Source organism: Paenibacillus solanacearum (genome assembly GCF_910593845.1).
GTDB lineage: Bacteria > Bacillota > Bacilli > Paenibacillales > NBRC-103111 > Paenibacillus_G > Paenibacillus_G solanacearum.
This window is the reverse complement of sequence record NZ_CAJVAS010000008.1, coordinates 1-25,777: the sequence shown is the minus strand read 5'-3', so window position 1 is coordinate 25,777 and position 25,777 is coordinate 1. Positions and strand designations below refer to the sequence as shown.

At 56.8% G+C, this 25,777-nt stretch carries 22 protein-coding genes and 1 pseudogene; 7 read left to right on the top strand and 16 right to left on the bottom strand.

The annotated features are described in order from the left end of the window. Positions 1-95: 95 nt before the first annotated feature. The 6 genes from KXG62_RS11235 to KXG62_RS11210 all read right to left on the bottom strand — a co-directional run bounded on the left by KXG62_RS11235 (position 96) and on the right by KXG62_RS11210 (position 7,685). The gene (locus KXG62_RS11235; protein ID WP_218092057.1) at positions 96-1,058 is read right to left on the bottom strand and encodes an ABC transporter permease; all 963 of its coding nucleotides are present in this window, start codon (positions 1,056-1,058) and stop codon (positions 96-98) included. A gap of 3 nt (positions 1,059-1,061) precedes the next feature. Beyond that, positions 1,062-2,138 carry an ABC transporter permease gene (locus KXG62_RS11230; RefSeq protein ID WP_218092056.1) on the bottom strand — a complete coding sequence of 359 codons (1,077 nt, stop codon included), beginning with the start codon at positions 2,136-2,138 and terminating at the stop codon, positions 1,062-1,064. Beyond that, positions 2,131-3,690, bottom strand: a complete 1,560-nt coding sequence (locus KXG62_RS11225) for an ABC transporter ATP-binding protein (RefSeq protein WP_218092055.1) — start codon at positions 3,688-3,690, stop codon at positions 2,131-2,133. The genes KXG62_RS11230 and KXG62_RS11225 overlap by 8 nt, the downstream gene beginning before the upstream one ends. Then, complete coding sequence (locus KXG62_RS11220; protein ID WP_218092054.1) at positions 3,687-4,754, bottom strand: BMP family lipoprotein; 1,068 nt, start codon at positions 4,752-4,754, stop codon at positions 3,687-3,689. The genes KXG62_RS11225 and KXG62_RS11220 overlap by 4 nt, the downstream gene beginning before the upstream one ends. 312 nt (positions 4,755-5,066) lie before the next feature. Further along, on the bottom strand, positions 5,067-6,455 hold the full coding sequence (gene fumC / locus KXG62_RS11215) for a class II fumarate hydratase (protein WP_218092053.1): 1,389 nt from the start codon (positions 6,453-6,455) through the stop codon (positions 5,067-5,069). Positions 6,456-6,611: 156 nt separating this feature from the next. Further along, on the bottom strand, positions 6,612-7,685 hold the full coding sequence (locus KXG62_RS11210) for a YncE family protein (RefSeq protein ID WP_218092052.1): 1,074 nt from the start codon (positions 7,683-7,685) through the stop codon (positions 6,612-6,614). A 291-nt stretch (positions 7,686-7,976) separates the two neighbouring features. Between KXG62_RS11210 and KXG62_RS11205 the strand changes: the two genes are divergently transcribed. After that, positions 7,977-10,139 carry a HelD family protein gene (locus tag KXG62_RS11205; RefSeq protein ID WP_218092051.1) on the top strand — a complete coding sequence of 721 codons (2,163 nt, stop codon included), beginning with the start codon at positions 7,977-7,979 and terminating at the stop codon, positions 10,137-10,139. Positions 10,140-10,267: 128 nt separating this feature from the next. On the opposite strand, the gene KXG62_RS11200 is transcribed toward KXG62_RS11205, so the two are convergent. The 7 genes from KXG62_RS11200 to KXG62_RS34635 all read right to left on the bottom strand — a co-directional run bounded on the left by KXG62_RS11200 (position 10,268) and on the right by KXG62_RS34635 (position 16,207). After that, complete coding sequence (locus tag KXG62_RS11200) at positions 10,268-10,816, bottom strand: DUF3231 family protein (RefSeq protein WP_218092050.1); 549 nt, start codon at positions 10,814-10,816, stop codon at positions 10,268-10,270. A 188-nt stretch (positions 10,817-11,004) separates the two neighbouring features. Continuing rightward, positions 11,005-12,414: a sensor histidine kinase gene (locus tag KXG62_RS11195; RefSeq protein WP_246627398.1), complete on the bottom strand. Its 1,410-nt coding sequence runs from the start codon at positions 12,412-12,414 to the stop codon at positions 11,005-11,007. Next, complete coding sequence (locus KXG62_RS11190) at positions 12,407-13,105, bottom strand: response regulator transcription factor (protein WP_218092049.1); 699 nt, start codon at positions 13,103-13,105, stop codon at positions 12,407-12,409. Before KXG62_RS11190 ends, KXG62_RS11195 begins: the two co-directional genes overlap by 8 nt. A gap of 3 nt (positions 13,106-13,108) precedes the next feature. Further along, a complete protein-coding gene (locus tag KXG62_RS11185; RefSeq protein ID WP_218092048.1) occupies positions 13,109-13,696 on the bottom strand; it encodes a class I SAM-dependent methyltransferase in 588 nt (195 codons plus the stop codon). A gap of 166 nt (positions 13,697-13,862) precedes the next feature. Next, positions 13,863-14,855, bottom strand: a complete 993-nt coding sequence (locus KXG62_RS11180) for a 2-hydroxyacid dehydrogenase (RefSeq protein ID WP_218092047.1) — start codon at positions 14,853-14,855, stop codon at positions 13,863-13,865. Between the two features lie 33 nt (positions 14,856-14,888). Then, a complete protein-coding gene (gene larE / locus KXG62_RS11175) occupies positions 14,889-15,746 on the bottom strand; it encodes an ATP-dependent sacrificial sulfur transferase LarE (RefSeq protein WP_218092046.1) in 858 nt (285 codons plus the stop codon). Between the two features lie 176 nt (positions 15,747-15,922). Continuing rightward, positions 15,923-16,207, bottom strand: coding sequence for a superoxide dismutase family protein (locus tag KXG62_RS34635; protein WP_425517342.1), 285 nt, complete (start codon positions 16,205-16,207; stop codon positions 15,923-15,925). Positions 16,208-16,416: 209 nt separating this feature from the next. On the opposite strand from KXG62_RS34635, the gene KXG62_RS11165 reads away from it, so the two are divergent. Both KXG62_RS11165 and KXG62_RS11160 read left to right on the top strand, forming a co-directional pair. Then, positions 16,417-16,755, top strand: a complete 339-nt coding sequence (locus KXG62_RS11165; protein ID WP_218092045.1) for an ArsR/SmtB family transcription factor — start codon at positions 16,417-16,419, stop codon at positions 16,753-16,755. Positions 16,756-16,768: 13 nt separating this feature from the next. After that, positions 16,769-17,278 (top strand): SRPBCC domain-containing protein, encoded by a 510-nt coding sequence (locus tag KXG62_RS11160; protein ID WP_218092044.1) that lies wholly within the window; start codon positions 16,769-16,771, stop codon positions 17,276-17,278. Between the two features lie 53 nt (positions 17,279-17,331). Here the strand turns inward: KXG62_RS11160 and KXG62_RS11155 are convergent, their stop codons facing one another. After that, on the bottom strand, positions 17,332-17,814 hold the full coding sequence (locus KXG62_RS11155; RefSeq protein ID WP_218092043.1) for a glutathione peroxidase: 483 nt from the start codon (positions 17,812-17,814) through the stop codon (positions 17,332-17,334). 243 nt (positions 17,815-18,057) lie between these two features. Between KXG62_RS11155 and KXG62_RS11150 the strand changes: the two genes are divergently transcribed. Both KXG62_RS11150 and KXG62_RS11145 read left to right on the top strand, forming a co-directional pair. Beyond that, positions 18,058-19,359 (top strand): AAA family ATPase, encoded by a 1,302-nt coding sequence (locus KXG62_RS11150; RefSeq protein WP_218092042.1) that lies wholly within the window; start codon positions 18,058-18,060, stop codon positions 19,357-19,359. A 26-nt stretch (positions 19,360-19,385) separates the two neighbouring features. Next, a complete protein-coding gene (locus KXG62_RS11145) occupies positions 19,386-21,110 on the top strand; it encodes a vWA domain-containing protein (RefSeq protein ID WP_218092041.1) in 1,725 nt (574 codons plus the stop codon). 704 nt (positions 21,111-21,814) lie between these two features. On the opposite strand, the gene KXG62_RS11140 is transcribed toward KXG62_RS11145, so the two are convergent. Together KXG62_RS11140 and KXG62_RS11135 are read right to left on the bottom strand one after the other, a co-directional pair. Then, the gene (locus KXG62_RS11140) at positions 21,815-22,906 is read right to left on the bottom strand and encodes a DUF3900 domain-containing protein (protein WP_218092040.1); all 1,092 of its coding nucleotides are present in this window, start codon (positions 22,904-22,906) and stop codon (positions 21,815-21,817) included. 111 nt (positions 22,907-23,017) lie between these two features. Continuing rightward, positions 23,018-24,295 (bottom strand): adenylosuccinate synthase, encoded by a 1,278-nt coding sequence (locus tag KXG62_RS11135; protein WP_218092039.1) that lies wholly within the window; start codon positions 24,293-24,295, stop codon positions 23,018-23,020. A 109-nt stretch (positions 24,296-24,404) separates the two neighbouring features. Between KXG62_RS11135 and KXG62_RS11130 the strand changes: the two genes are divergently transcribed. Together KXG62_RS11130 and KXG62_RS34630 are read left to right on the top strand one after the other, a co-directional pair. Then, entirely contained in the window at positions 24,405-25,286 is an 882-nt protein-coding gene (locus tag KXG62_RS11130; RefSeq protein WP_218092038.1) for a LysR family transcriptional regulator, read from the top strand. A gap of 212 nt (positions 25,287-25,498) precedes the next feature. Beyond that, positions 25,499-25,657, top strand: a pseudogene (locus KXG62_RS34630) (phospho-N-acetylmuramoyl-pentapeptide-transferase); the annotation flags it as partial. Between the last annotated feature and the right edge of the window lie 120 nt (positions 25,658-25,777).

The following is a 25,777-nucleotide window of genomic DNA, read 5'->3' as shown; positions in this document are numbered from 1 at the left end:
TGCGGAAACGGTGCGGGTTCGCTGTCGCGGAACGGTCGAGGAACGCCTCGCGCAGACGAAAAAAGACTTGACGCTTATTCGCCAAGTCCTCTCGGTTAACGCTTTCCCGGGTCGTACGGCTCGCCGAGGGCGGCCGGCGCGGACGCCCGGCCTACGGCTCCCGCCAGCACCAGAATCGTAAGTATATACGGCAGCATGTACAAAAATTCCATCGGAATTCGTTTGGCCAAGTCGAACAGCTGCACGAAATTTTTGAGCGACTGGGCAAAGCCGAAAAATACGGCGGCTCCAAGGGCGCCCGCCGGGTTCCATTTGCCGAAAATCATCGCGGCGAGCGATATAAACCCTTGACCGGAAATCGTATTGTGCGAAAAATTGCTGGTCGTCGTCAGCGTAATCGTCGCGCCGCCGAGACCCGAGAGCGCGCCGCTGATCAGCACGGCCGTATAGCGCATGCGCTTGACGCCGACACCGAGCGTATCCGCCGCTCCCGGATGCTCTCCAACGGATCGGAGGCGCAGACCGAACGGCGTCTTGTATAGTATGTACCCTGTCGCCGCAACAAGCAGCAGCGCCAAATAAGTCGTCGGGTAAGCGGTAAAGATCGCGTAGCCGAGCAGCGGAATGGACGACAGGCCGGGAATGGCGATCTTATGAAACACCGCGTTCAGCGTTTCCGTCTGACCGGAGCCTTCGAACATGATTTTCACAAGATACACCGTAAGACCTGCGGCCAAAAAGTTAATAACAACGCCGCTCACGACTTGATCCGCCTTGAACGTAATCGACGCGACCGCGTGGATGACCGAGATCAGCATGCCGAATACGAGCGCGGCGAGCAGTCCGATCCAGGGCGCTCCGCCGGTGATCCCCGCCTGCTCGGCATACAGCGTGCCTACGGCCGAAGCGAAGGCGCCGGATACCATAAGCCCTTCCAGTCCGATATTGACGACGCCGGACCGTTCGGAGAAAATGCCGCCCATCGCGGTAAATATAAGCGCGGTCGAAAACACCAGCGTCGTATGCAGCAGCTCGCCTATAATACGCAGCGCATCCACGAGCTATGCCACCTCCCCCGATTTGCGTTTGCCCGACACCAACCGCAAAATCCAGCGGATGATGCCATGCGAGGCAACGAAGAAAATAACCGTCCCGATGATGACCCGGATAATTTCCGGTGGCACGTCGGCGCCGAAGCTCATGCCGGCCGAGCCGTACGTGAGCGAGCCGAACAATACTGCGGCCAGTACGACGCCGAGCGGATGGTTGCCGCCGAGCAGCGCAACGGCGATACCGTCGAACCCGTAGCCTGGGGAAGAGGCGGCCAGCACTTGATAATGGAATACGCCGAGAATTTCGAAGACGCCGGCAAGCCCGGCGAAGACGCCCCCGATAAACATCGCCTTTACGACGTTGGCGCCTACGCTCATGCCGGCGTACTCGGCCGCCGTCGGGCTGTGGCCGACGGCACGAAGCTCGAAGCCTTGTCTTGTCCGCCACAGCAGGACATAGAAGACGACCGCGGCCAGCGGCGCGATGACGATGCCCCAATGCAGACGCGCGTCGCCCAGCATGGCGCTGATCGCCGTCAAGCTGACGGATGCGGTGTCGCGGATCATATAGGAGCGCTGCTGACCCGGCTGGAGCAAAAAGTGGCTGACGATATAATTCGCCAAGTAGAGCGCGATCCAGTTCAGCATAATGGTCGTGATGACCTCATTGACGCCGCGCTTCGCCTTCAAATAGCCGGCTACCGCGCCCCATAATCCCCCGAGCAGCGCGCCGGCGATAACGGCCAGCGGCGCATGAAGCCAGAACGGCAAGTTCGCCTTGACACCGACGATCGCCGCGCCGGTCATCCCCATCATGACCTGGCCTTCTCCGCCGATATTGAACAAGCCGGTGCGAAAGGCGAAAGCGACGGACAAGCCGGTGAAGATCAGCGGCGTAATTTCCCGGATCGTTTCCCCGATATTATACGGATCACCGACTACTTTCTCGAGCAGCGACGCATACGCCGTCAAAGGATTGTACCCTCCGGCCAGCATAATAAGCGCGCCGACGAGCAGCCCGAGCACGATGGCGACGAGCGGGACAAGTGCCGAGTCGGCGGACATGACGCGAATCGCTTTATTCATGCGCTTCACCTCCGGAGATCAGATTCGCTGGCCTAGGACCGTGACCCGCTGTGGAGCCCGACATCATCAAGCCGAGCTCGCGGTCGGTCGTCCGCTCCGGATCGACCTCGCCGACTATGCGGCCCTCATAGATGACTGCAATCCGATCGGACAGCTTCAATATTTCGTCAAGCTCCAGCGAAACGAGCAGCACAGCCTTGCCTTTATTGCGCTGCTCCAGAAGACGTTTATGGATAAATTCGATCGCCCCGACGTCAAGCCCGCGCGTCGGCTGCGCGGCAATAAGCAGATCGGGGTCCTGATCGACCTCGCGGGCGATGATCGCCTTCTGCTGATTGCCTCCCGACAACGCGCGCGCCGGCGTGTGCGTGCCCGGCGTGCGGACGTCGAACTCCGTGATCAGGCGCTGCGCCTGCCGGTCGATTGCGGCGTAATTGAGGAATCCGCCGCGGTTATAAGCGGCGGTGTAATACGACTTGAGCACCATATTCTCGCTCATCGGAAAGTCGAGCACAAGGCCCCGCTTGTGACGGTCTTCCGGAATATGCGCAAGCCCGCTTTCGGCGATATGCCGCGGGGACCGGCCGGCCATCTCGCCGCCGTTCAACAGAACGCTGCCGCTGTCGATGCCGCGCAGCCCGGTCAGCGCCTCGATCAGCTCGCTCTGTCCGTTGCCGTCAACGCCGGCCAGCCCGACAATCTCGCCGCCGCGCACCTCGAGCGTGACGCCGCTCAAGACGGGCAGGCCGTTTGCGCCGCGCGCCGTCACCTCGCGGACGGACAAGACCGGCTTGCCCGGCTTCCGCTCCGCTTTGTCGAGACGGAACGATACTTCACGCCCGACCATCTTCGCGGCAAGCTCATCTGGGTTCGTCTCCTTCACCTGCACCGTATCGATCACCTTGCCGCGGCGAATGACCGTGACGCGGTCGGCAATCGACATGATTTCCTTCAGCTTGTGGGTGATCAGAATGATCGATTTCCCTTCGGCGACCAGCTTCCGCATAATATCGAGCAGCTCGCTGATTTCCTGCGGCGTCAGAACGGCGGTCGGCTCATCGAATATCAAGATGTCCGCCCCTCGGTAGAGCGTCTTCAATATTTCGACGCGCTGCTGCATGCCGACCGAAATGTCCTCCACCCGGGCGCGCGGATCGACTTTCAGTCCGTACCGGTCGGACAGCTCGGCTACCTGCTTCTCGGCGGCCCGGTAGTTCACGCGCAGCCCTTGCTTCGGCTCCATGCCGAGAATGATATTCTCCGTCACGGTGAACGGCTGGACAAGCTTGAAATGCTGGTGCACCATGCCAAGGCCGAGCGCGATCGCCGCGCCCGGATTCGGAATCGTGACCGGCTTGCCGTTCACGTGGATTTCACCTTCATCCGGCTGATATAAGCCGAACAAGATGTTCATCAGCGTCGACTTGCCCGCGCCGTTCTCGCCGAGAAGGGCGAGAATTTCGCCCTCCCGCAGCGTCAAGCTGATCCCGTCATTCGCTACGATGCCGGGAAACCGCTTCGTAATGCCTCGCATGTCCACCTTGATGCTCATGATTCCGGAACCTTGATTTCGCCTTTGACAATTTTTTGCTTGTACTCATCGACTTTTTTCAATACGTCTTCCGGTACATTCTTTGCAGCGTCCGCCGGCAAGCCGACACCATCGTCCTTCAGGCCGAGCACGACCGTGTGACCGCCTTCGAACTTGCCGTTAATCAAATCATTCGATATGCGGTGCACGGCCAGATCGACGCGCTTCATCATCGATGTCAGCGTGACGTCGTCACCGAACATTTTGGACTGGTCTTGGTCGACGCCGATGACCCATACTTTTTTACCGCCTTTCAGCCGGTCCTTCGCTTCATTGAATACGCCGTTTCCAGTAGCGCCCGCCGCATGAAAAATAATATCCGCTCCATCATTGTACAAGGTGGCGGCGGCCGCCTTGCCGGCATCCGGTTTATCGAATGCCCCGGTATAGTTGACCGACAGCTTGGCATTCGGATTGGCAGCCGCTACGCCTGCCTTGAATCCGGCCTCGAACCGCTTAATCACCGGGATGTCCATCCCGCCGATAAACCCGATCTTGTTCGTCTTTGTCATTAACCCGGCAACAACGCCTACAAGATACGAGCCTTCATTCTCGGCAAAGGTAACGGAGGCCACATTCGGCGCATCGACCACGTTGTCGATAATCGCCAGCTTCGCGTTCGAATTTTGCGTAGCAACCGTCTTCATCGCATCCCCAATAATGAAACCAATCCCCCATACGAGCTGAAAGTTGCCTTTTACCATTTGATTCAAATTCGGAATGTATTCGGAATCGCTTTTGCTCTGCAAATATTTCACCTTGGTGCCCGTATCCTTCTCCAGCTTTTGCAAGCCTTCCCAGGCGCTTTGGTTAAAGGAGTTGTCGTTCACTCCGCCGATGTCCGTCACCATGCCGATATTGAACTTGGCGCCGGCTTGGTTCCCGCCTGCTCCGGCGCTGCCGCCGGCCCCCTGATTCGTGCCTCCCGCCGTATTGTCCGGCGCCGCCGGCTTCTTGCCGCAGCCCGAAAGCGCGAGAACAACGGCTAATACGCAGATCATGCATCCTGAAATCCACTTTTTCATTACGTCCCAGCCTCCATCCTGATGGAAATTCCATACCGCTCGCGTTAGTATTCTCCATTTGTTGTCTGCTTATGTTGCGGCTGGAAGAGGAGGCAGGCAAAACAAAACCGTATTATGTGTACAGAGATCGGAGTGCTCAATCAATCCTTCTCCCGGCGCCTTGGGGCCGACAATCCCGTGCGGCACCAAAACACACTCGGGTTCGGTGTCCATCCCGAGTCGCAGCAACTTGACCATAGTCCAATTCCCCCATATTGAAAAAGGGACCTGGCGTCATGGCCAAGTCCCGCTTATCGTTCACATATGGTATGCTTAAGCTTTTGGATGAATCATGTCTTCCGGCCGCACGATTTGATCGAACTGTTCCGCCGTCAAATAACCGCTTCGCACGGCCGCATCCTTCAGCGTCAGCCGCTCCTTATGCGCCGTCTTCGCGATGGAAGCCGCTTTCTCGTATCCGATGTGCGGATTCAGCGCCGTGACGAGCATCAGTGACTCGTCCAAGTAACGCTGGATCACTTGACGGTCCGGCTCGATGCCTGCGGCGCAATGCTCGTTGAACGAATCCATCGCATCCGCCAGCAAGCGCACCGACTGCAGGAAGTTATGGATGATCACCGGCTTGAATACGTTCAGCTCAAAATTGCCCTGGCTTGCCGCAAACCCGATCACAGCGTCGTTGCCCATCACTTGGCACGCGACCATCGTCAGCGCTTCGCTTTGCGTCGGATTCACTTTGCCCGGCATGATCGAGCTGCCCGGCTCGTTCTCGGGAATCGTAATCTCGCCGATGCCGCATCGCGGACCGCTTGCCAGCCAGCGTACGTCGTTGGCGATCTTCATCAAGTCGGCCGCCAGCGCCTTGATCGCTCCGTGCGTATAGACGATTTGATCGTGGCTGGTCAACCCGTGAAACTTGTTGGCCGCCGAGGCGAACGTCTTCCCTGTTTCCGCCGACAGCTCCTCCGCCACCTTGTCGCCGAACGCCGGATGCGCGTTCAGGCCGGTGCCGACCGCCGTCCCTCCGATAGCCAGCTCCCTCATCGTTTCCGCGCTTTGCGTGATCATACGCTCCGTCTTGTCCAGCATCGCCCACCAGCCGCTGATTTCCTGTCCAAGCGTCAGTGGCGTCGCGTCCTGCAAGTGCGTGCGCCCGATTTTGACGATATCCGCAAAAGCTTCCATCTTCGCACGCAGCGTCTCCTTGAGCGATTGAAGCGCAGGCAGCAGCCGGTCTTCGACCGCGATGACGCCGGCCACATGCATTGCCGTCGGAAACGTATCGTTCGAGCTCTGCGAGCGGTTCACGTCATCGTTCGGATGGATGCGAAGCTCGCTGTCCTTCGCCTCCAAAAGCTGTGTGGCGCGCCTTGCGATCACCTCGTTCGCATTCATGTTCGACTGGGTGCCGCTGCCCGTCTGCCAAACAACGAGCGGAAAATGCTCGTCCCACTGCCCGGCCCTGACTTCGTCGGCCGCCTGCTTGATCGCCTCCGCCTTGTCCGGTTCGAGCTTACCCAGCTTACGGTTCGCCTCGGCCGCCGCCTTTTTGAGCAGCGCAAAAGCTTTGACGACCTCCATCGGCATGCGCTCCGTACCGATCCGGAAATTTTCGCTGCTTCGCTGTGTTTGCGCGCCCCACAGCTTGTCCGCCGGGACGCGGATTTCTCCCATCGTATCGCGTTCGATCCGGTAATCCATAACGTTCAGCCTCCTGGTAACCCTACGGGATTTTGGCAGCTACCGCCATACGGTTCCATCATATCGCAAATCCTTTAATTTTCCAAAAAACAGCCCGCGGCTTGCCTGTACAGAAAGCGGCGGGCGTTTATCGGAAAATGCGTCACCCGGGAGTGACTAATCTTGTATGACGGTAATGATGGTGTCCCCTCCGATATAAATGCGATTCGTCTGCGGGTTCAGCACAAACCCCCTGGGCCCCTCTCCAAGACGAAGCAGCGCGACGCGTTCCAGCGTACTGCCATTGTAAACCGTCAGCGGAGCGGTACCGCTCTCCGGTTGTTCGGCAACAAACAAATGGTTCGTCTTCGGATTGACCGTCATGCTTGTAGAAGCAGGAATCGTCAGCGTGCTGATCACGCGATTCGTGCCGCCGTTCACGGCAAACAGCCGTCCCTTGGACGTAATTTGGGCGCTCGTGATATACACCCGATTCGTGATCGGATTAAGCTCGATTTCGCTCTGCAGCCGGCCGATGCGGACGTTCCGGACTTTATGGGTTCGGAGGTTCAGGACGGAGTAAAACCGGCTTAAGTTGTTGGCGATATACAGCCGGTTCGTTCTTGTATTGAGCACCGGCCTGATGACCGGGTTCCTTCCCACCTTTTCGGTGGCCAGAAACGCGTGATTGTTCCCGTCAATGACGGAAACGGTATCTTCGGATGTATTGGTCACATAAATGCGGCGGGCCGCCGGGTTGACCACGATTTGAGAAGGACGGCCGGTAAATGGTATTTTTGTCTGAACCCGATTCGTACTGCCGTTCAAGACCACGAGCTGCCCATTGGGGGAAGTTAACGATATGGTCGCCACATAAATAAGGTTGGCGCGTGGATCCACCGCGATATTGTCGCACCGTTCGCCCACCTTGACCGTCGCGATGACGCGGTTCGTACGGCCGTTGATCACGGAGACCGTACCGTCAAAAAAATTGGTAATGTAAATACGGTTCGTACGCGGATTGACGGCCAGGTTGAAAGGCAGTCTTCCCGTCTTCACCGTTGCGATCACTTTATTCGTATTGCCGTCCAGCACAAGCATGCGGCTTTTGTCGTCAAGGAAATAGATACGGTTGGTCACCGAGTTCACGGCTTCGGCGACCACCGGGCCGCTGACGGGTATTGTCGCCGCCACACGCGGCAATAATTGTCTTGCTCTCCGTTTCTTCATGCGCAATAAAGTAAGGATCATGCCGACTCCCCATCCCGATAAGTTGTTGCTCCATATGTATTCACGAGCTTTCGGATAGGGAACCGCATAGAGAGCAGCCGACACATTTTTACCCGAACCGTTCCAGTTGGAGACGACGGCTGATTGACAATGCATATCCAGGAGAACGCGCCATTGAATAAGCAAACGGACGCGATGCATACGCCCGGCTCCATGCATATCGCGAGTTTTTGTTGCCATGGGGAAAGAAGTTATGATATAGTATATCCCTGTCATTTTCAGGGATTTACCAATGATTGGGGGTATCGGACAGTGGAATCCGGTCTGCAGAACGCTTATCAAGAGGAATTGGAACAGTTGAATCATACGATACGGGATATGGATGCGCATCTGGAGGCGCTCCGTGCCACTCCGGTATACACCGGTTCGGATTTGACCGAGCAAGTATTGGAATCGATTCGCGAAGGCAAGCGGCGCAATTTGTCGCAGGCGATGCCTGAGCCGTACTTTGGCAGGCTGGATTTCCATGAATCCGGCAAAGCGGGACCAACCCCGTTATATATAGGAAAGTTCGGCGTGGAAAAGGCGGATTCGCCTGAGCTGCTCGTCATTGATTGGCGCGCGCCGGTCGCCAGCCTGTTCTACTCTTTCACCGGCGGCACGGAATCGGCCGTATACGATTCGCCTGAAGGCGCGATCGAGGGTCTCGTCTACTTGAAGCGAAACCTCGTCATCCGCAAACAAATATTGCAGCGCGTCGTCGATACGTTCGACCGCGAAGGCGATGCCATGGCGGTCACCGACGAATTTTTGCTTTACCGGCTGGGCGAGAACAAGGACAACAAGCTGCGCGATATCGTCTCGACGATTCAGGCCGAACAGGACGCCATTATCCGGGCCGGCAAAAACAACGCCCTTGTCATCCAAGGGGTAGCGGGAAGCGGAAAGACGACCGTCGCGCTTCATCGGCTCGCCTACTTGCTGTATCAGTACCGAGACCAGGTGAAAGCGGAAAAAATGATCATTTTCGCTCCAAGCCGCATGTTCCTCGATTACATCTCCGGGGTACTGCCCGAGCTCGGCGTCGGTCATATTCAGCAAACAACGTTCGCAGATTGGGCGCTGGAATTGCTCGATCAGGAGGTCAAACTCGCCGATCCGGCAGAACGGCTCCGTTACTGGTTCGCTGTCGGTCCCAAGCGTCCTGTCATGGACGATTCGGCGCCGGGACGGTTCAAGGGCTCACTGGCCTATATGCAGTGGCTGGAAAGCCTTCTGGATGCGTATGAGCAGTCAGCCGTACCGGATGCGGATTTCTTGCCGTGGGAAGGTAAGAAGCTGCCGCGCGCAACGATCCGCGAATGGTTCCATGTGGAGTATAAGCACGAGCCGCTGATGAAACGGAGAGAGCGCGTGCTTGCCCGCATGAAGCGATGGATCGAAATCGAGCTGGAAAAAGTATGGGAAGTGCATCTGCGCAAAGAGTACAAGAAAAAGTCGGGCGAGAAGCTGCGCGCCTACACGAAGTCTTGGACGGCGTACACCCCTTTTACGTTCTATAAAGAGCTGTTCAATCCGGATAGCCGCCCTGCTTTTATAAGCGAAGAAGCTGCCGCCTTCGTTCCGGAGGAGCTTCGCAGAGCAACCTGGACGGCGGCGAAGAAGAAGCTGGTGCACACGGAGGATTTCGCCCCGCTGCTCTACATCCGTCAGCGCTTTGACGGCATTCACGGCGATCTCCGGTTCGATCATACGGTGATTGATGAAGCGCAAGATTTCTCGCCGTTCCAGGTGGCGCTGCTTGCGATGCATACGAAGAACGGTTCGTTCTCCATCCTCGGCGATTTGTCGCAAGGCATTCACGCCTATCAGGGGATTCACGACTGGCATGAAATGCTGGACCAATTCCCCGAAGACAGCCGGGGCTACTATACGCTGAACCGGAGTTACCGGTCAACGATGGAAATTATTTACTTTGCGAACGAAGTGTTGAAGAACGGCGTACCGGAGCCGCCGACGCTCGCGGTACCGGTGTTCCGCAGCGGCGATCCGGTGGCGCTCGTACAAGCCGGCGGCGCCGCGCTCGCCGGGCGTCTGGCCGAGGCTATCGCCGCTCACCGCAGCCGCGAGGGCGCGGGGACGCTGGCCGTGCTCGCCCGCACGGAGGAGCGCTGCCGCGAGCTGCACGCCGAGCTCGCCGCCGCCGGCTGCGCGGTGAATCTCATCGTGCCGGGCCAGCAGCAGTACGAGGGCGGCGTCTCGATCGTGCCGATCTATATGGCCAAGGGGCTCGAGTTCGACACGGTCCTCCTGGTTGATGTGGACGCGGAATATTACGGCGCGACGCCGCAGGACGCCAAGCTGCTGTACGTCGGATGCACCCGCGCGCTGCACGAATTGAAGCTTTATTATGGCGCCGAGCCTTCTCCGCTCGTTGCCGACGTGGAAGGCGATTTCGTCGCCCGCGGCAAGTAAAACAACAAAACGCTCACCGCAAGCAGTGGCTGTCTGAAGCAGCCGCCGGCTTGCGGTGAGCCTTTTTTGCGTACGAGCGGAGAGCCATGTCATCCAGCGTGAACCGTTCGCTGCGGTTCACGCCGGTTCTATTGCGTCGGCAGCGGACGTTCCGGGTGAAACGCGGGGGGCTGCATCAGCCATCCTTTTTTGCTCGCCACATTTTTCAGCTTCATGGCAAGCGCCATTTTCATCGCCAAATACTTGGCGAATCGGGCAGCCACGTCAGCCCGGACGGACTCCGTCATTCCCCGGCAAGCATAGTTGACCCCGAGCACAAGATTGAACAGCATCAAATTCGCGCACTCTTCGTCGGACAACCGCGAGCCTTCCGGAATCGACCGGAAGTCGCCGATCGGCTTCTCCGGCGTTGACTGCGGCAGCGGCACGCCTTCCTCTCGGAGAAACTGCGTAAGCTCCGTACGAATCGGATTATGCACGTTATTGATCATATCTTCCAGCACCTCGCGAAGCTCCGGATCGTGCACGATATTGAAAGATACTTGTTCGCCTCGCAGCGTCTGCTCGGTTGCCGTCAAGTAAAACCAGAGATTCATCACCTCCGCCGCGTTTAACGGCGGCTTCTCACCGTCCAGGAAGGGTTTGATCGCTTCCGTGATTGTCTCCAATATGTTCATGTTTCTCATCCTTGTCTCTGTAGGGTATGCCCGCAAGACGCCTTCGTGCCCGAAGCGGCTTCCCGCGGAATCAGAACGGCTCAACCCGCGAAATGCATATAAATTCTGATTTTTTTAGCATAACCTTCCGCATGCTTTTCATGCATAGCCTTCCAGATCATTGCGTGTATGCCGGCGCGCTTGTCTCATCATAGCGGAATGCGGACGCAAAATTCATAATGCCTGTCCGTCCGCTTGAGCGCAATGTCTCCGCCGTGCAGCTGTACGATGCTTTGGGCGATCGACAAACCGAGTCCCGAGCCGCGCGGCATGCTGTGGCCGCCCCGGGATTCGTCCGCTTTATAAAACCGCTCGAACAACCGCTTCTCCTGCTCGTCCGTAATCGGATTGCCGGTATTGGTGATGGATAGCGTCGCCGAGCTTGCCTCTTGGCGGAGCGTAATGTCGATCGTTCCCGGCTTGACGCTGAATTTCAGCGCGTTCGTCAGCAAATTATCGATCGCCCGCACCATTTTGCCAGCGTCGAGATGCGCTACGATTCTATGCTCCGGAATGGCGCTATGCACCTGCACCTGCTGCTGCTCCGCCAGCGGCATGAACTCCATAATCAACTGATTGATCAACCCCGTCAGATCAATCCGGCTGCGATCCAGCGATACCTGATTGCTTGTCAGACGGGTGTATTCGAACAGGTCATCGATCAGCTGCTTCAGCTGGTTCGATTTGTTCAGTGCGCTCTGAATGTACGGCTGCAGCGCTTCGCGGGTTTCCTTATGCCCGCTTAGGACGCTCAAGTAACCAATGATGCTCGTTAGCGGCGTCCGCAAATCATGCGAAATGTTCGTGATCAGCTCGTTCTTCGTCTGCTCCGCCAAACGCTCCTGGGCGATCTTCTCTTCAAGCTGTCCAACCATGGCGTTGATATTTCCCGTTAACGCTCCAAGCTCGTCCCGGCTTCGCACCCGCAGCCGCACGGACAAATTGCCCTGGGCGATCCGCTCCAAGCCGGCGTTCATCTCTTGAATTTGCCTCATTTTGTTGTAGGTGAACAAATAAAACACGAGCAGAAAAATGGCTAGCGCGACTATGGCGTTGTACCAATACGGAAATTTATATCGATAAGCCGCTTCCCCGACAAGGCGGCCCGACACGACCAAAAACAGCTTGTTCCCTTGAAACTGCACCGGTGCCATGAGCGACAATGGCTTTCCCGCTTCGGGATGCGCCAGCGCGTCCTTTTGCTCGTATGCGATCTGGTATAAATCGATGGCGCTTTGCCGCACATCCGGCGAACGGTATACGACGTTTCCCTGCAGATCGGCTAGCAGCAGGTCCAGCTGCTTCTCCTTGCTGATGCGGCTCAGCAGCGACTGAAGCGCTTCCGGGTTATGCAATCGAGGCAGCTCCTGCTCGACCGCCTCCAGCGTACCGCTTATCGCTTGTTTGCTCGTTTCGTAGCTGATGTAATATTCCTTGCGGAAATCTCTTGTCGCAAAGTCAAACAGAATGTACAGAAAAAAGCTGATGACCAGCGTCGCGGCGAACATCATCACCAGCCGGATGCGAAGGCTGCGGAGCCATTGCGGCTGATTAATCAATCTTATACCCTACTCCCCACACCGTTTTAATATATTTCGAATCGCGCGGATGATCCTGCAGCTTCTCGCGGATATTGCGGATATGCACCATGACCGTTTTGTCGGACTGCATGACCGGCTCTTTCCAAATCGTTTCATAGATTTTATCGACGCTGAACACTTGACCCCGGTGCGTCCCAAGCAGCTCCAGAATGCCGAATTCAAGCGGCGTAAGCGGGATTTCCTTGCCGCTGAGCGTCACTTGATGGCGCGGAATATTAACGGTTAAATCGCCGATCGTGATAACCTGCTGGAGGCTGCCTGCCGCTTCGGTCATTTTACTTCTTCGCAGCTGGGACTTGACTCGCGCCACCAGCTCCAGAGGGTTGAACGGCTTCGACAAATAATCGTCGGCGCCGCTCGTCAGTCCCAATATTTTATCCATATCCTCATTTTTGGCGGAGAGCATAATGATCGGGATGTTATTTGTTTCCCGAATTTTAATGCAGGTCTGAATGCCGTCCAGCCGCGGCATCATCACATCCAGGATGATCAGATCGACCGGATGCTTTTGCAATAGCTCGAGGCCCTGCTCCCCATCCTCCGCCTCCAGCACGAGACAGCCTTCGTTTTTCAAAAAAATTTGCACGATATCGCGAATTTCCGGCTCATCTTCGATAATCAATACGCAGGGCGCATTCCCGTTATTCATCTATTAAACCACCTTTTTCCTGCACACGTACACGAACGCCGGCGGCATATTCCATGCCACGAACGATACCGATACTTGAGCGAACGCGCGCTGCAGCGATGCTCTCATTTGCAGGGAGTACTGGAACGTGACGAACACGCCGTCATCGCTCAACGAATCATGCGCCTGCTGAATGATTTGTTCGCGATCGGACCGGGCAAAGTTCGCAAACGGCAGTCCCGAAACGATACAGTCCGCCTTCGCCATTCCGATTTTCGGCAAGCAGCTTTGCAAATCGAGCGCATTTTTGCAAAAGTAAAAGCCTTTGAACGTTTGCAGCAGTTGAGTGCGCATCTCGTCGTCTTTCTCGAAGATCGCGACTTTGCAGTCAGGCCGGGCCAGCTCATAGATCGCCTTTGTGAAAATGCCGGTGCCCGCGCCCAATTCGACGATGCTGCGTACGCGGTCCCATGCGATCGGTTCGAGCATTTTATGCGTCAGACGGTTCGAGCTGGGGATGATACTCCCCACGTCCCGCGGATTTTGCATGAATTTTTTGAGAAACATCCATTTGCCTGCGGCGGATGTTTTGACGGATGGTTCCGATAGCATCGACGGTCAGCTCCTTTGGCTCTCGCGTAGTCATGCAGTTATCATATCTATAAATTTTTAGAATTTAGGTACGGAATTATTTAAGTTTTTCTTAAGATTGTACAAAAAAACGGCCCATACCGATAAGTTACTCGGTATGAGCCTTTGAAACCGCCGCAGCGATCGTCTATTCCACCAGCGATTGCAGCTCCTTCACCACATGCGGCGGCCGCTTGCCGGTGAGACCGGCGACCAGATTTTGCGCCGCCAGCATCGCCATGTCGAAGCGCGTCTTCGCCGTGGCCGAGCCGATATGCGGCATCGTCACCACGTTCGCCATGTGCAGCAGCGGATTGTCCGGCTGCACCGGCTCCACGTCGAACACGTCGAGGCCGGCGCCGCGAATTTGCCCGGTCTGCAGCGCCTCGATCAAATCCGCTTCGTCTAAGGTTTGCCCGCGCGAAGCGTTGATGAAGAACGACGTCGGCTTCATCATTGCAAAATGCTCCTTGCGGATATACCGCTCCGTCTTCGGCGTAAGCGGCGTCATCAGGACGACGAAATCCGATTCGCGCAGCACCGTTTCCAGATCGCAATACTGCGCGCCGTACTTCTCTTCCGCTTCCGGCCGGCGGCTGCGGTTATAATACAGCAGCTCCATGCCGAAGCCGTGCACCGCGCGTTTGGCGATCGCCTCGCCGATGCGCCCCATGCCGATAATGCCGAGCTTCGCATGATGAACGTCCATCCCGAAGAAATCTTCTTCGCTCAGTCCCGCGCCTTTCTTCCAATTCCCCGCCTTCACGAACGCGTCGAGTTCCGGAATGCGCCGCGCCGACGACAGCATAAGCGCCAGCACGAGATCGGCCACCGTATCGTCGAGCACATACGGCGTGTGCGTGCCGATGACACGGCGAGCGCGCATCTCGTCGAGGTCAAAATGGTTGTAGCCGACCGAGATGCTGCTCACGACGCGAAGCTTCGGCGCGCGATCCAGCAGCTCCTGATTGACCGGTCCTCCGGTAGTCAGCAAGCCTTCCACTTCCGCAAGCTCGTCAAGCAACCCTTGCCGCGACGGGGTACCTTGGCCGTCCCACATCCGGCATTCGCAATATTGCTCCAAATAGTGCAGCACTTCCGCGGGAATCCGCTTTGTAATATATATTTTCGGTTTGCTCATGATCACTTGACTCCTCCCGATGTTTGCTTCCGCTTAGCTTAAACCCGCTACCGCTTTGATCGACTGCTGCTCCGGCGCCAACACTTCATTCAGGCTGCCGGAACGGTATCCTTTCAGATCGAGCGTTACGTAAGCGTACCCGATCTCCTTCAGCTTCGCATGTACCGTATCTGCTACAGCGAGCACTTCCGCCAGCTCCGACGCCGGCACTTCGATGCGGGCCAGCGTATCGTGCTGTCGCACGCGCACCTGACGAAACCCGAGCTGAATCAGGAAATCTTCCGCCTGATCGATCATGGACAGCTTATGCGCCGTGATCATTTCCCCATACGGGATACGCGATGACAAACAGGCGAACGAAGGCTTATCCCATGTCCGCAATCCGAACTTGCGCGACAGATGGCGAATTTCCGATTTTTTGATGCCGGCCTCGAGCAGCGGCGCCCTTACGCCCTGTTCGTGCGCCGCCTGCAGTCCCGGACGGTGCTCGCCCAAATCGTCGGCGATCGCTCCGAAGACGACATTCACGTAGCCGCGGGCTTCCGCAATCGGAATTAGATGGTCGAACAATGAATTTTTGCAAAAATAGCAGCGATTCGTCGGGTTCTCAGCATAGCCGGGAATGTTCAGCTCGCTCGTATGAATGACTTCATGATGCGCCCCAAGCTCCTTGGCCAGCTCGATCGCCTCATACTTCTCGCGCTCCGGATACGTCTCCGAATCGGCCGTAATGGCCAGCACGTTGTCTTTACCCAAATACTCAAGCGCAGCCTTCAGCAAAAACGCGCTGTCCACGCCGCCGGAAAAGGCGACGACGACCTTCCCCATCGACCGGAGAATGCCGCCAAGCTGCTCATACTTCTGCTCTATTTGTTGTTCCATGGCTACCATGGCTTTGGCCTCCCGTCTCCCTCGCACGCATTATGTAAATGCACACGTTTGCAAGATTGATGATCACGATCCTTCAACATCATTATAGACGCTTTTGACCGGAAGAAAAAGAGGGAGCGCCAAATCGACGCAAAAAACGGAGCGGAGTAACCGGGCAAGCTTCCGAAGGTATCGGCTTATGCAAGGTTCAAACCGGCACTTCCTCTCGTTCGCCTCTTGCCTACCGACCCGCCGCGCGGCCGCCGATATTCTGGAACAAGCACGATGTATGAAGCATTATGGTCGCGAATCGCAGCCGCATGTCTGGAACGAACCCAGCGCATGCTGCAGCATTGCACAGCGGCCAGTAGAGCCTTGGCGCTGTCATTGTACGGATTGAAATGCGCCCCGGCCGATTCGAATTGCGGCGCTTCGCATTTGTCGTTCTCATGCACGGGGAAGCCATGTTCTCCGCGCGGCAAATAGACCGCTTCGATATGGAAGTATCGGCTGCTGTAAATTTTTTACGTAATATTCCTTGACAAGAATATTCCTAACGGGGTATATTAAGAATGCAAATACGATCCCACGAAACAGGCGAATCGAGGTGGCGCGAATCACGGAGCACGTTGGATCCCATCCCGCACCGTCCCTCATGCAAGCAATCGTTTCATGAAAGGACCCTTGCATCATGGATATTACGACATTCAGCGCGCTGGCCGAAGCGAATCGCCTGCGCATTGTGGAACTGCTGCTCGACGGTCCGCTCACCGTCGGTGACATCGCCGACCGGCTGCAGCTGCGCCAGCCGCAAGCCTCCAAGCATTTGCGCGTCCTGCTCGACGCGGGGCTCGTCGAAGTGCATGCGGATGCCAACCGACGTCATTACAAGCTTCGGCTGGAACCGTTTCAGCAATTGGACGCGTGGCTGGAAACGTATCGCGGCGTCTGGGATGAACGCCTCGACGCGCTGGACCATTACTTACAAAAGCTAAGGCAAAAAGAAATCAAACCTACGGGTAAATCATGAGGAGGAACAACACATGGCAAATGCAATGATCAAGAAAGTAGAAGGTTCGGTATTGATTCTGGAGCGCGTCTTCAACGCACCGCGCGAGCTTGTGTTCCAAGCGTTCTCCGAGGCGGAGCATCTGAAGCATTGGTGGGGACCCAGCGGCTGGGAGCTGCCGGTATGCAACGTCGATTTTCGCCCGGGCGGCGTGTGGCATTACTGCATGAAATGCGTCGACAAAAATCAGGGCGACTTCTACGGCATGGAGTCCTGGGGCAAAGCGGTCTACGAAGAAATCGCAGCGCCTGAAAAAATCGTCTATGTCGACTACTTTTCGGATGCCGAAGGCAATGAGAACGAGACGATGCCTTCCACCCATGTCACATTGACGTTTGAAGAGTCTGAAGGCAAGACAAAGCTGATTAACGTGGGGCGTTACGCTTCCGCCGAAGCGCTGCAAACGGTGCTGGATATGGGCATGGAGCAAGGGATCTCCGAAACTTGGGATCGTCTGGAAACTCATCTGCAATCCCAGCGCTAAACGATTGCAAACAAAGCCGTCCGTCATTGAACGGGCGGCTTGTTCGCGTTTCCTTACTTCTTCAATTCGGCGGCAATGTCTTCTTCCAGCAACGCCGGTTCCGTGCGTGCGCCGAACTGCTTCACGACGTCGCCTTCCCTGTTCACGAGAAATTTAGCGAAGTTCCATTCGATCTCCCCGGTCCGGTACGGCTCCGGCACATTATCCACCAAATAACGGAACAGCGGATGCGCGTTTTCCCCTTTTACATTCACTTTGGCGAACATCGGGAACGTGACGTTGTAATTCAGCTCGCAAAATTGCTTGATCTCCTCCTCCGTCCCCGGTTCTTGTCCGGCAAACTGGTTGCACGGAAACCCGAGAACGGCGAAGCCTTGATCCTTGTATGCTTCGTACAGCGATTGCAGTCCTTTGTAGTGAGGCGTCAAACCGCATGCGCTCGCCGTATTGACGATCAGCAGCACGTTCCCTTTGTAATCGGCGAGCGACTGCTGCTCCCCGTCAATGGTCTTGACCGTAAAGGAATATACCGACATACCTTATCTCCCCTTGTCCTCATGGAATATATGCTCATTGTAGCATGAATGCGGATGGAATTAAAATCCATGCCCATTAGAGAAAAGAATGGAGGTTTGTTACAATAGGAACGATATTCATGCCACTTATTTTTCGCCGAAGGAGGTACGCATGCCGGTAGCGGACGCGGCCATGCAGAAATGCGCTGTCGGCCCGCGCAAGGGTCCGGGTATCGGGCCATCTGGCATGCGGCAATAACGACGATGAACGAGATGCAGTCCATTCAACGCAACATGGAGGAAGCGATCCGCCTGCTGGAGGCGCGCTTCCTGGAACGGGAGGAGCTGATCCGGCTGCTGCTGCTCGGCTTGATGAGCCACGAGAACGCCCTGCTCGTCGGTCCGCCGGGAACGGCCAAATCGCAGCTTGCCCGCGCGGTCTCCCAGCTGTTCGGCGGAGGCCGCTGGTTCGACTATTTGCTGACCCGGTTCACGACGCCGGATGAAATGTTCGGTCCGGTGTCGCTTCAGCAGCTCAAGCAGGACCGGTATGTGCGGCAGACGGACGGTTATTTGCCAGCCGCCGACTTCGCCTTCCTGGATGAAATTTTCAAAGCGAACAGCGCGATCCTGAATTCCTTGCTGTCGATCTTGAACGAACGGGTCTTCTTCAACGGCCGGGAAAAACAGCAAGCCCCCCTCGTCTTCCTGATCGCGGCATCCAACGAGCTTCCCGAGGAAAACGAGCAGCTCGCCGCGTTATACGACCGGTTCCTGATCCGGTACGAGGTCGGTTATTTGAAGCATATGTCGAGCTACGAACGGATGTTTCAGCTGCCGGACGAGCCGCTGCCGGCGCTGCTGTCCCTGAAGGACGCGGAGACTGTGCAGGCCGCCGTCCGCGATGTGACGATTCCGGAGACGCTGATCTATATGCTGTACCAGCTCAAAACGAGCATGGAAGCAAAAGAATTCGCCCTCTCCGACCGCCGCTGGCGCAAAATCGGACATGTCTGGAAAACGTCGGCCGCCCTGAACAGGCGCAGTGAAGTGAATGTGTGGGATACCGTCTATACCCCGCATATGCTCTGGGACTTCCCGGAGGATGCGACCGCGCTGCAGGAGATATTCCAGAAGGCGTTTCAAGAGGCGCTCGGGCAGGAAACGGAACGCGAGCTGCCCATCCGCAAATACGACCGGATCGCCAAGCATTGGGCGGGCAAGGAGGACGAGCTGCATGCATTCCAGTTCAAGAAGGAAGTCGGCGGCCGGATGAGCAAGGAAGACCAGGAGAAGGCAAAAGCGAACCTGGAGGAGTGCCGCCTCGAGCTGGAGGAAACGGCGCGCGAGCTGCGCGGCAAGCTGATCCTTTGGCTGCAGCGGGAGAAGGATTTGCCCGGGTATATCCGCAACCGCAATTTCCTGCTGCTGCAAACGGCCCAATATGCGGTGAAGTACACGCACTTGCGGATTCAGGGCGAACGTATTTTGCAAACGCTGCAGGGCTTGTACCGCACGCTGTTCGACCGTGAAATCCCCGGCGTGGAATACGACTACACGCTGTAAAAGGAAGCATAGCGAGGTGAAAGCATATGATCATCCGTGCGGCGCGCATCGACCGCTATGTGTTTGACGGCTACGTTCACTCCTCGCGAACCGCGCAGGAATGGATTCGCGAGGCGAAGGCGCGTACCTCCTGGTTTTCCGTCGAGCTGTTCGCCGATTTTTTCATGTGCTTTTATCAGAAGCGCCCCGAGATCGACCGCGGCGCCGAGGAAACGCCGTTTCACCGCTGGCTGGTCGTGCAGCTGCAGCAGCAGCACTTTTACCGGACGATCCATCCGCGGACCGAAGGCGAAGTGAACGCATCGTTCAAGACGGCGCTCAAAGCGCTGATGTGGCTGACGAGCAGCTTCGAGGAGGAAGTGAAGCGGCGCAAGCAGGAAGAGCGCCAGCTGCTGACGATCGGGATGAACGACCGGCAGCAGCAGCAAGGCGAGGACCCGATGCAGATGAGCGAGCGGCTGTCGGACAAGCAGATCGAGCAGCTCAAGCTCGTCGGCTACACGCTGCAGCAGGGCAAGCGCAACGTGGAGGAGAAGCAGGCCGCGCTTGACAGCAGGCCGCTGGCCGAGGCGGAAATCGCCGCGCTGAAGGAGCGCATCCGTTCGCTGCAGGAGGAGATGCGCGTCGACTTCGTGCGCCGCGACAAGCTGCGGCTCAAGCTGCAGAAGGCGGAGACGGAGCTGGCACAGCGCGAGAAGCAGCTGGACCGGCTCTCCCGCCGGGAGCAGGAGACGTTCCGGCAGCTTGAGGAGCAGCTCGGCGCCTGGCTCAGCCGTTCCTTGAAGGAATCGCTCGGCCGGGAAGAGACGGAGAGCCTGAATGTATCCGAACTGCTGCAGGCCAGCCAGCAAATCGCGAACCGCCGCTGGGGCAGCGATCTGGGCAAGCTGCACCGCCAACAGTTTGCCCATTATATGGAATGGCTGGAGAAGCTGAAGCGGCATCCGGAGCTTGTCGCGTTCGTGCAGGAGGTCGGGCGGCAAGTACAGCAGTTGAAAGCGATGCGCCGGAAGACCCGCTCGCCCCGCGTTCCGGAAAATTACGACGATCTGCGGCAGTCCGGCGACATTACGCATATGCTGCCCTCCGAAGCGAGCCTGCTGGCCGACGAAGACTACGAGTCGTATTTTCTCGTCAACTGGCTGGAGCGCAAGCTGCTGACGTACAACATCTCCGGCTGGACCGAGGAGCCGCTCAAAGGCCCCGTCATCTGCATGCTCGATACGTCCTACTCGATGCGCGGCGGCAAGCTCCGGCTCGCCCAGCTGTTCACGGCGACGTTCGCGGCGTTCAGCCTGCTCGAACGCCGCGACTTCATGCTGCTGCTGTTCGGCGCGAGCGGCGAGCTGATCGAGCGTCCGCTCTACTGGCGGAAGCCCGATTGGCCCGCGTTCTACGCCTTGTCGCAGCTGGCCTTCGGCGGCGGCACGCATTTCGACGCCCCGCTCCGGCGGGGCATCGAGCTCGTGTCCGCGCAGCCCCGCTACCATGACGCCGACTTCGTCATGGTCACCGACGGCGTCGGCGCGATCTCGCCGCCGGTGCGCGAGAAGCTCGCCGCGCTCGGCGCGGAGAAGCAGCTGCGCCTGCACTCGCTGATCATCGGCGCGGCGCGGCAGCATCTCGCCCAGCGCTACGACATCCTCGGCGTCTCGCACAACGTGCGCTTCGCCGCGACGTGGGAGACGCAGGAGAGCGGCGAGCTGCTGCTCGATGTCGTCGGACAAGGCAAGCGAAAGCGGAGCAGGTAGCGATTTATGGTTATGTTACGGCATCTTCGTTTCCGTTAGACGACAGCTCAGCCCCGCGGACAACTATCGTGCCCGCGATAGAAATAAGTAAATGGCATCCTCTCCTCCCTTCCTTGGAATGGAGTGCTGGATGCCATTTACTTATCTGCTGTGGAACGCAGTGCCTATGCCACATCGATGCCATTGATGCTGCTGGCTACTGAGTTCTATTGGTTCTATTGGCTCTATTGGTTTATTGATGTTATTGGCGCGATGGGTTCTATTGGTGTTAATGGCGATTGAATGATTTAACACGGTTAATGTTATCTATTGTCGTATTCGCGCCATTTTAGGCCTTTGCGACCTTTGAAGCCATTTAGCCATCGGAGAGCCTTCGGACGTCGTTTCCCGATGGAACCATAACAATAGTATGGTTTAGCCCATTATTCCTTGGGTTAAACCAACTAAAAAAGGGACAAACGAGCGTTAAGAGACTTGCAGTAGTGCTAGCCCGATTATTCAGAGGGGAAGGCCTCTGAATAACTCGCTTTAGGCAACAAGAAGCCTCAAATCGGCGGTTTGGGCACAAATTAGTGCAGTTTGCCTAACGAATACCACCGTTATACCCACTATCACACTTTCTGTTTCTCCAATGATATTCCCTCATGTATTCCAACTATACATGATTTCCAGCGACTCGACTCTCCCGTGTCTTCCCCGCAGCCCTAGCTGAACACTTCTTCCCGCTCTTCCTCCATAATCTTCCGCTTCAGCCGCTCCACGAGCACGTCCAGCGGCTCCGGCGCAAGCAGCTCGATCGGCGAAATGCCCCGCTCAAACTGAAGCCAGTCCCCTTCCATGACGACGACGTAACGTTCGCCCTGCTTCGCGATATGCAGGCGGTCGCCGAAGTCGGCGAGCAGCGCTTTGATTGCCATATGCCCCAGCTTCAGCTTCAGCTCGAGATCCGGCTTTTGCTCGACCATGATCGAAGCCGCTTCGACGACCTGCTGCGGCTCCCACTTTTCCTGCAGCTCGCGCTTGTCGCTGTGCGCCCACAGGTCCATTTCTTCCAATTCCCGTTCTATCACTTCGGGCTGATCCTCGTATACTTGCTCGACGTACTGCTGCACGAAACCGAGCACCTGCTCGTTCATCAGCTCCGGCACCGATTTTTCATACTCGACGTATTTGAGAAAGTCTTCGAAATAGTTGGCGTGGGACGACTGATGAATTTTCAGCTCGCGCACCTCCATCATGCCGGGTTCCGGCATGTGCGGGTACATGATCGATTTCAAGTTTTTGGCGTTGATCGCCATTTCCACTTTATTCAGCAAGCTGCGCTCGTCCGTAATCCGCGCGATTTTTTGCTCGAAATCGCACTTGAACACGAACAAAAACGGCTCATCGAAATATTGATTCAGCTTGGCGCGAACGATAAACATCGCCCCGCCTCGCACCGCACTGGCGTCCATATACGTCGTAACCAGCTCGTCGGCATGTCCCATGAACTGATCCAGCGTCGAGGCTGTCCGCAGCCTGGCAAACAAATTATAGTTCGGATTGGAGTCCAGATCATACCCCGGCTCGGTCATGAACATGCCGATCTTGGTCGGCACCTGTTCCGCCTTCGGATTGCGCTCGGCCTTGCGCTTCGCCGTCTTGGCAAACTCTCCGTCCAAAAACGCGCTCAGCTCGCTCTCCGCATAATCGTATCCGTCCATCGTCACGTAATGCTTGGAGCGTTTGCCGCCCTGTCCTTCTTCCCCATCCGTTTGCACGACAAAAAAAGAAATGAATTCCACATCGAATTTCATACTGCGCGTCCCCTTTGATCCAGCGTTGACTTCCGTCTCCGTTCGAAGAGACCGACTCTCAGTATACTATACATTTCGCTGAAGATCATAGAGAAATATGTCCGATTCGGTTCATTTACGGAACATTTGATCGCGTTTCGGTCCAACCGAAATCATGCGAACCGGCACACCGATCTGCTCCTCGATCATCCGTACATACGCTTGGGCTCGCTCCGGCAGATCGTCGAACGAGCGTATGTCCGTTATGTTTTCCTTCCAGCCCGGAAGCACGGTGTACACCGGCTCCGCCCGGTCCAGCAAGGCCGTGACCGGGAACCGTTCCGTCACTTCGCCGTCGATCCGATACCCGATGCATACCGGAATTTCGTCCAAGTAGCCGAGCACGTCCAGGTTCGTCAAGGCAGCTTCGGTCGCACCCTGCACCCGGCACCCGTAACGAGTGGCCACCGCATCGAACCAGCCGACGCGTCGAGGCCGGCCTGTTGTCGCTCCATATTCGCCTGCATCGCCACCCCTTGCGCGCAATTCGCCGGCTTCCTCTCCGTGCAGCTCCGTCACGAACGGTCCTGTTCCGACGCAGCTGGAATAAGCTTTCACCACCGCGACGACGCGATCGATCGAGTATGGTGGCAGCCCCGCTCCAACGGCGGCAAAGCCGGCCAGCGTTGAAGAAGAGGTCGAGAACGGATAGATGCCGTGGTCGGGATCGCGCAGCGCCCCCAGCTGACCTTCGACCACAATCCGCTCATGGCGTTCGAGCGCTTCATGGAGCAGCGCGGTCGTATCGCATAAATACGGCTTCAGTCTCTCCCCGTCCTTCAGCAGCTGTTCAACGAGCGTTTCCGTCTCGATAGGCGTTTCCCGGTACCATTCGGTGAGCAGCACGTTTTTGGCTGCGACCGCCGATTCAACCCGTTCTTTCAACCGCACTGGGTCCGCCAGCTCACCCGCCTGGATGCCGAGCTTTGCGTACTTATCCGCATAGAACGGAGCGATCCCTTTGCGCGTCGAACCGAACCCCCGCGCGCCGAGCCGCTCCTCCTCCAACTGATCGAACAGCATATGAAACGGCAGCACCAGCTGCACCCGGTCGGAAATGCGCAGCTCTGGCTTCGGCACGCCTCTGGCTTCCAGCGCGTCCAGCTCCGCCATCAAATCCGCTACGTTCAGCGCCACGCCAGGTCCGATCACGTTGATGATATGCGGATGGAATACGCCGGACGGCAGCAGATGCAGCGAAAATTTCCCGTACTCGTTAATAATTGTATGCCCCGCATTGCTTCCGCCCTGATAGCGAACGACCACCTTGGCTTCAGCCGCCAGAGCGTCGGTTATTTTACCCTTCCCCTCGTCTCCCCAATTCGCGCCTACAATCGCCGTAACACTCATATTATCCCGCCTTCTGCTTGTGATTTTGCTTTCAACCGTATTATAGTGGATGTACATACCATAAATATAATGAATAATGATTATATCTGCCATAAAAGGAGTTTATGTCATGATCGCCAATATGGAATGGTATCGTGTCTTTTATACCGTCGGCAAAATCGGGAACATTTCCAAAGCTGCGGAGGAGCTGTTTTTGACCCAGCCGGCCGTCAGCCATACGATCAAGCAGCTAGAGAAAAAATTGGGCGGCCAGCTGTTCTTCCGCACCTCCAAGGGCGTCAAACTGACGGCAGAAGGCGACCTTTTGTTCAAATATATCGAGCAGGCTTACCACTTCATGGAGACGGGCGAACGTAAAATCGGCGAAATGCACCAGTTGATGGCCGGCGAAGTCAAGATCGGCGCCGGCGATACGCTGTGCCGCCACTATTTGCTGCCGCATCTGGAGTCGTTTCACCGCGATTTTCCGGCCATCCGCCTGCAGGTTACGAATCGTACGACCCTTGAAACGCTCGCACTCCTGAAGGAAGGCCACATCGATTTCGGAATCGTCAACCTGCCGCTGGAGGACAAGCAGATCCATGTCCGCGAAGGCATGGCGATTCAAGACGGCTTCGTGGCGGGCGTGAGGTATAGGGAGCAGCTCGCAGACCGCGCCGTTTCGCTGCAAGAGCTGCTCGAATATCCGCTCATTCTGCTGGAACGCGGGAGCAGCACTCGCCGCTACGTTGACCGGTATGCCGAAAGTCAAGGCGTCCAGCTTCGGCCGGAATTTGAACTGGGCAGCGTCGACCTGCTGCTGCAGTTTGCCGGGATCGGTCTCGGCGTGGCCTGTGTCATCACCGATTTCATAGGGGATGAGCTGCGCTCGGGCAAGCTGTTCGAGGTGCGGCTCGATACGCCGATTCCGCCCCGGCGCATCGGCCTCATTACGCTGAAAGACGTCCCCGTCTCCGCCGCTGCCCAGCGGCTAATGTCCCGTTTGCTATAGAACCCGCAGCGAGTCACGAGCTCGGCAGTCAGCGGCGGCGGCTCACAGCGCGCTGAAGCTGCCGGATGAACATCAAAGCCTATTTGCGGTTGGCTCAGCCAAAAACAGGAAATGTACCGCCTAAAAGTTTCACTTTTAAACAGGGACAATCCGGATAAAGATGAAGCATGAAGATATGAATCGCTCTTTATGCGAAAGTCGAGGTGCTTACCGTGAATCCCGTACTGTTTTCCGTATTCATTGCTTTTGCTGCTACCGCCGTGTGCTGCCCGCTGCTGATCTGGGGCCTTCGAAGCCTGAAGCTGACGCAGCCGATCCTCTCCGAGCTCCCGTCCGACCACCAGGCCAAACGAGGCACGCCGCTAATGGCGAGGCCACTGAAAAAGTCCTTTCATACGAAAAAGGTACAGTCCTTCAAGAAAATTGAGGAGGCTGTACCTTTTTTACTGTATAATTAAGGCATCACGAAAAGTAGGTGAGAGTAGATGATT

Coding starts and splice junctions, on each gene's coding strand:
- KXG62_RS11155 (WP_218092043.1), bottom strand. CDS start 17,814: ATGTCGGTATATTCCTTTACGGTCAAGACCATTGACGGGGAGCAGCAG.
- KXG62_RS11185 (WP_218092048.1), bottom strand. CDS start 13,696: ATGCTATCGGAACCATCCGTCAAAACATCCGCCGCAGGCAAATGGATG.
- KXG62_RS11140 (WP_218092040.1), bottom strand. CDS start 22,906: ATGAAATTCGATGTGGAATTCATTTCTTTTTTTGTCGTGCAAACGGAT.
- fumC (WP_218092053.1), bottom strand. CDS start 6,455: ATGGATTACCGGATCGAACGCGATACGATGGGAGAAATCCGCGTCCCG.
- KXG62_RS11190 (WP_218092049.1), bottom strand. CDS start 13,105: ATGAATAACGGGAATGCGCCCTGCGTATTGATTATCGAAGATGAGCCG.
- KXG62_RS11220 (WP_218092054.1), bottom strand. CDS start 4,754: ATGAAAAAGTGGATTTCAGGATGCATGATCTGCGTATTAGCCGTTGTT.
- KXG62_RS11180 (WP_218092047.1), bottom strand. CDS start 14,855: ATGAGCAAACCGAAAATATATATTACAAAGCGGATTCCCGCGGAAGTG.
- KXG62_RS11150 (WP_218092042.1), top strand. CDS start 18,058: ATGAACGAGATGCAGTCCATTCAACGCAACATGGAGGAAGCGATCCGC.
- KXG62_RS11230 (WP_218092056.1), bottom strand. CDS start 2,138: ATGAATAAAGCGATTCGCGTCATGTCCGCCGACTCGGCACTTGTCCCG.
- KXG62_RS11135 (WP_218092039.1), bottom strand. CDS start 24,295: ATGAGTGTTACGGCGATTGTAGGCGCGAATTGGGGAGACGAGGGGAAG.
- KXG62_RS11200 (WP_218092050.1), bottom strand. CDS start 10,816: ATGAACATATTGGAGACAATCACGGAAGCGATCAAACCCTTCCTGGAC.
- KXG62_RS11130 (WP_218092038.1), top strand. CDS start 24,405: ATGATCGCCAATATGGAATGGTATCGTGTCTTTTATACCGTCGGCAAA.
- KXG62_RS11145 (WP_218092041.1), top strand. CDS start 19,386: ATGATCATCCGTGCGGCGCGCATCGACCGCTATGTGTTTGACGGCTAC.
- KXG62_RS11225 (WP_218092055.1), bottom strand. CDS start 3,690: ATGAGCATCAAGGTGGACATGCGAGGCATTACGAAGCGGTTTCCCGGC.
- KXG62_RS11210 (WP_218092052.1), bottom strand. CDS start 7,685: ATGATCCTTACTTTATTGCGCATGAAGAAACGGAGAGCAAGACAATTA.
- KXG62_RS11165 (WP_218092045.1), top strand. CDS start 16,417: ATGGATATTACGACATTCAGCGCGCTGGCCGAAGCGAATCGCCTGCGC.
- larE (WP_218092046.1), bottom strand. CDS start 15,746: ATGGTAGCCATGGAACAACAAATAGAGCAGAAGTATGAGCAGCTTGGC.
- KXG62_RS11160 (WP_218092044.1), top strand. CDS start 16,769: ATGGCAAATGCAATGATCAAGAAAGTAGAAGGTTCGGTATTGATTCTG.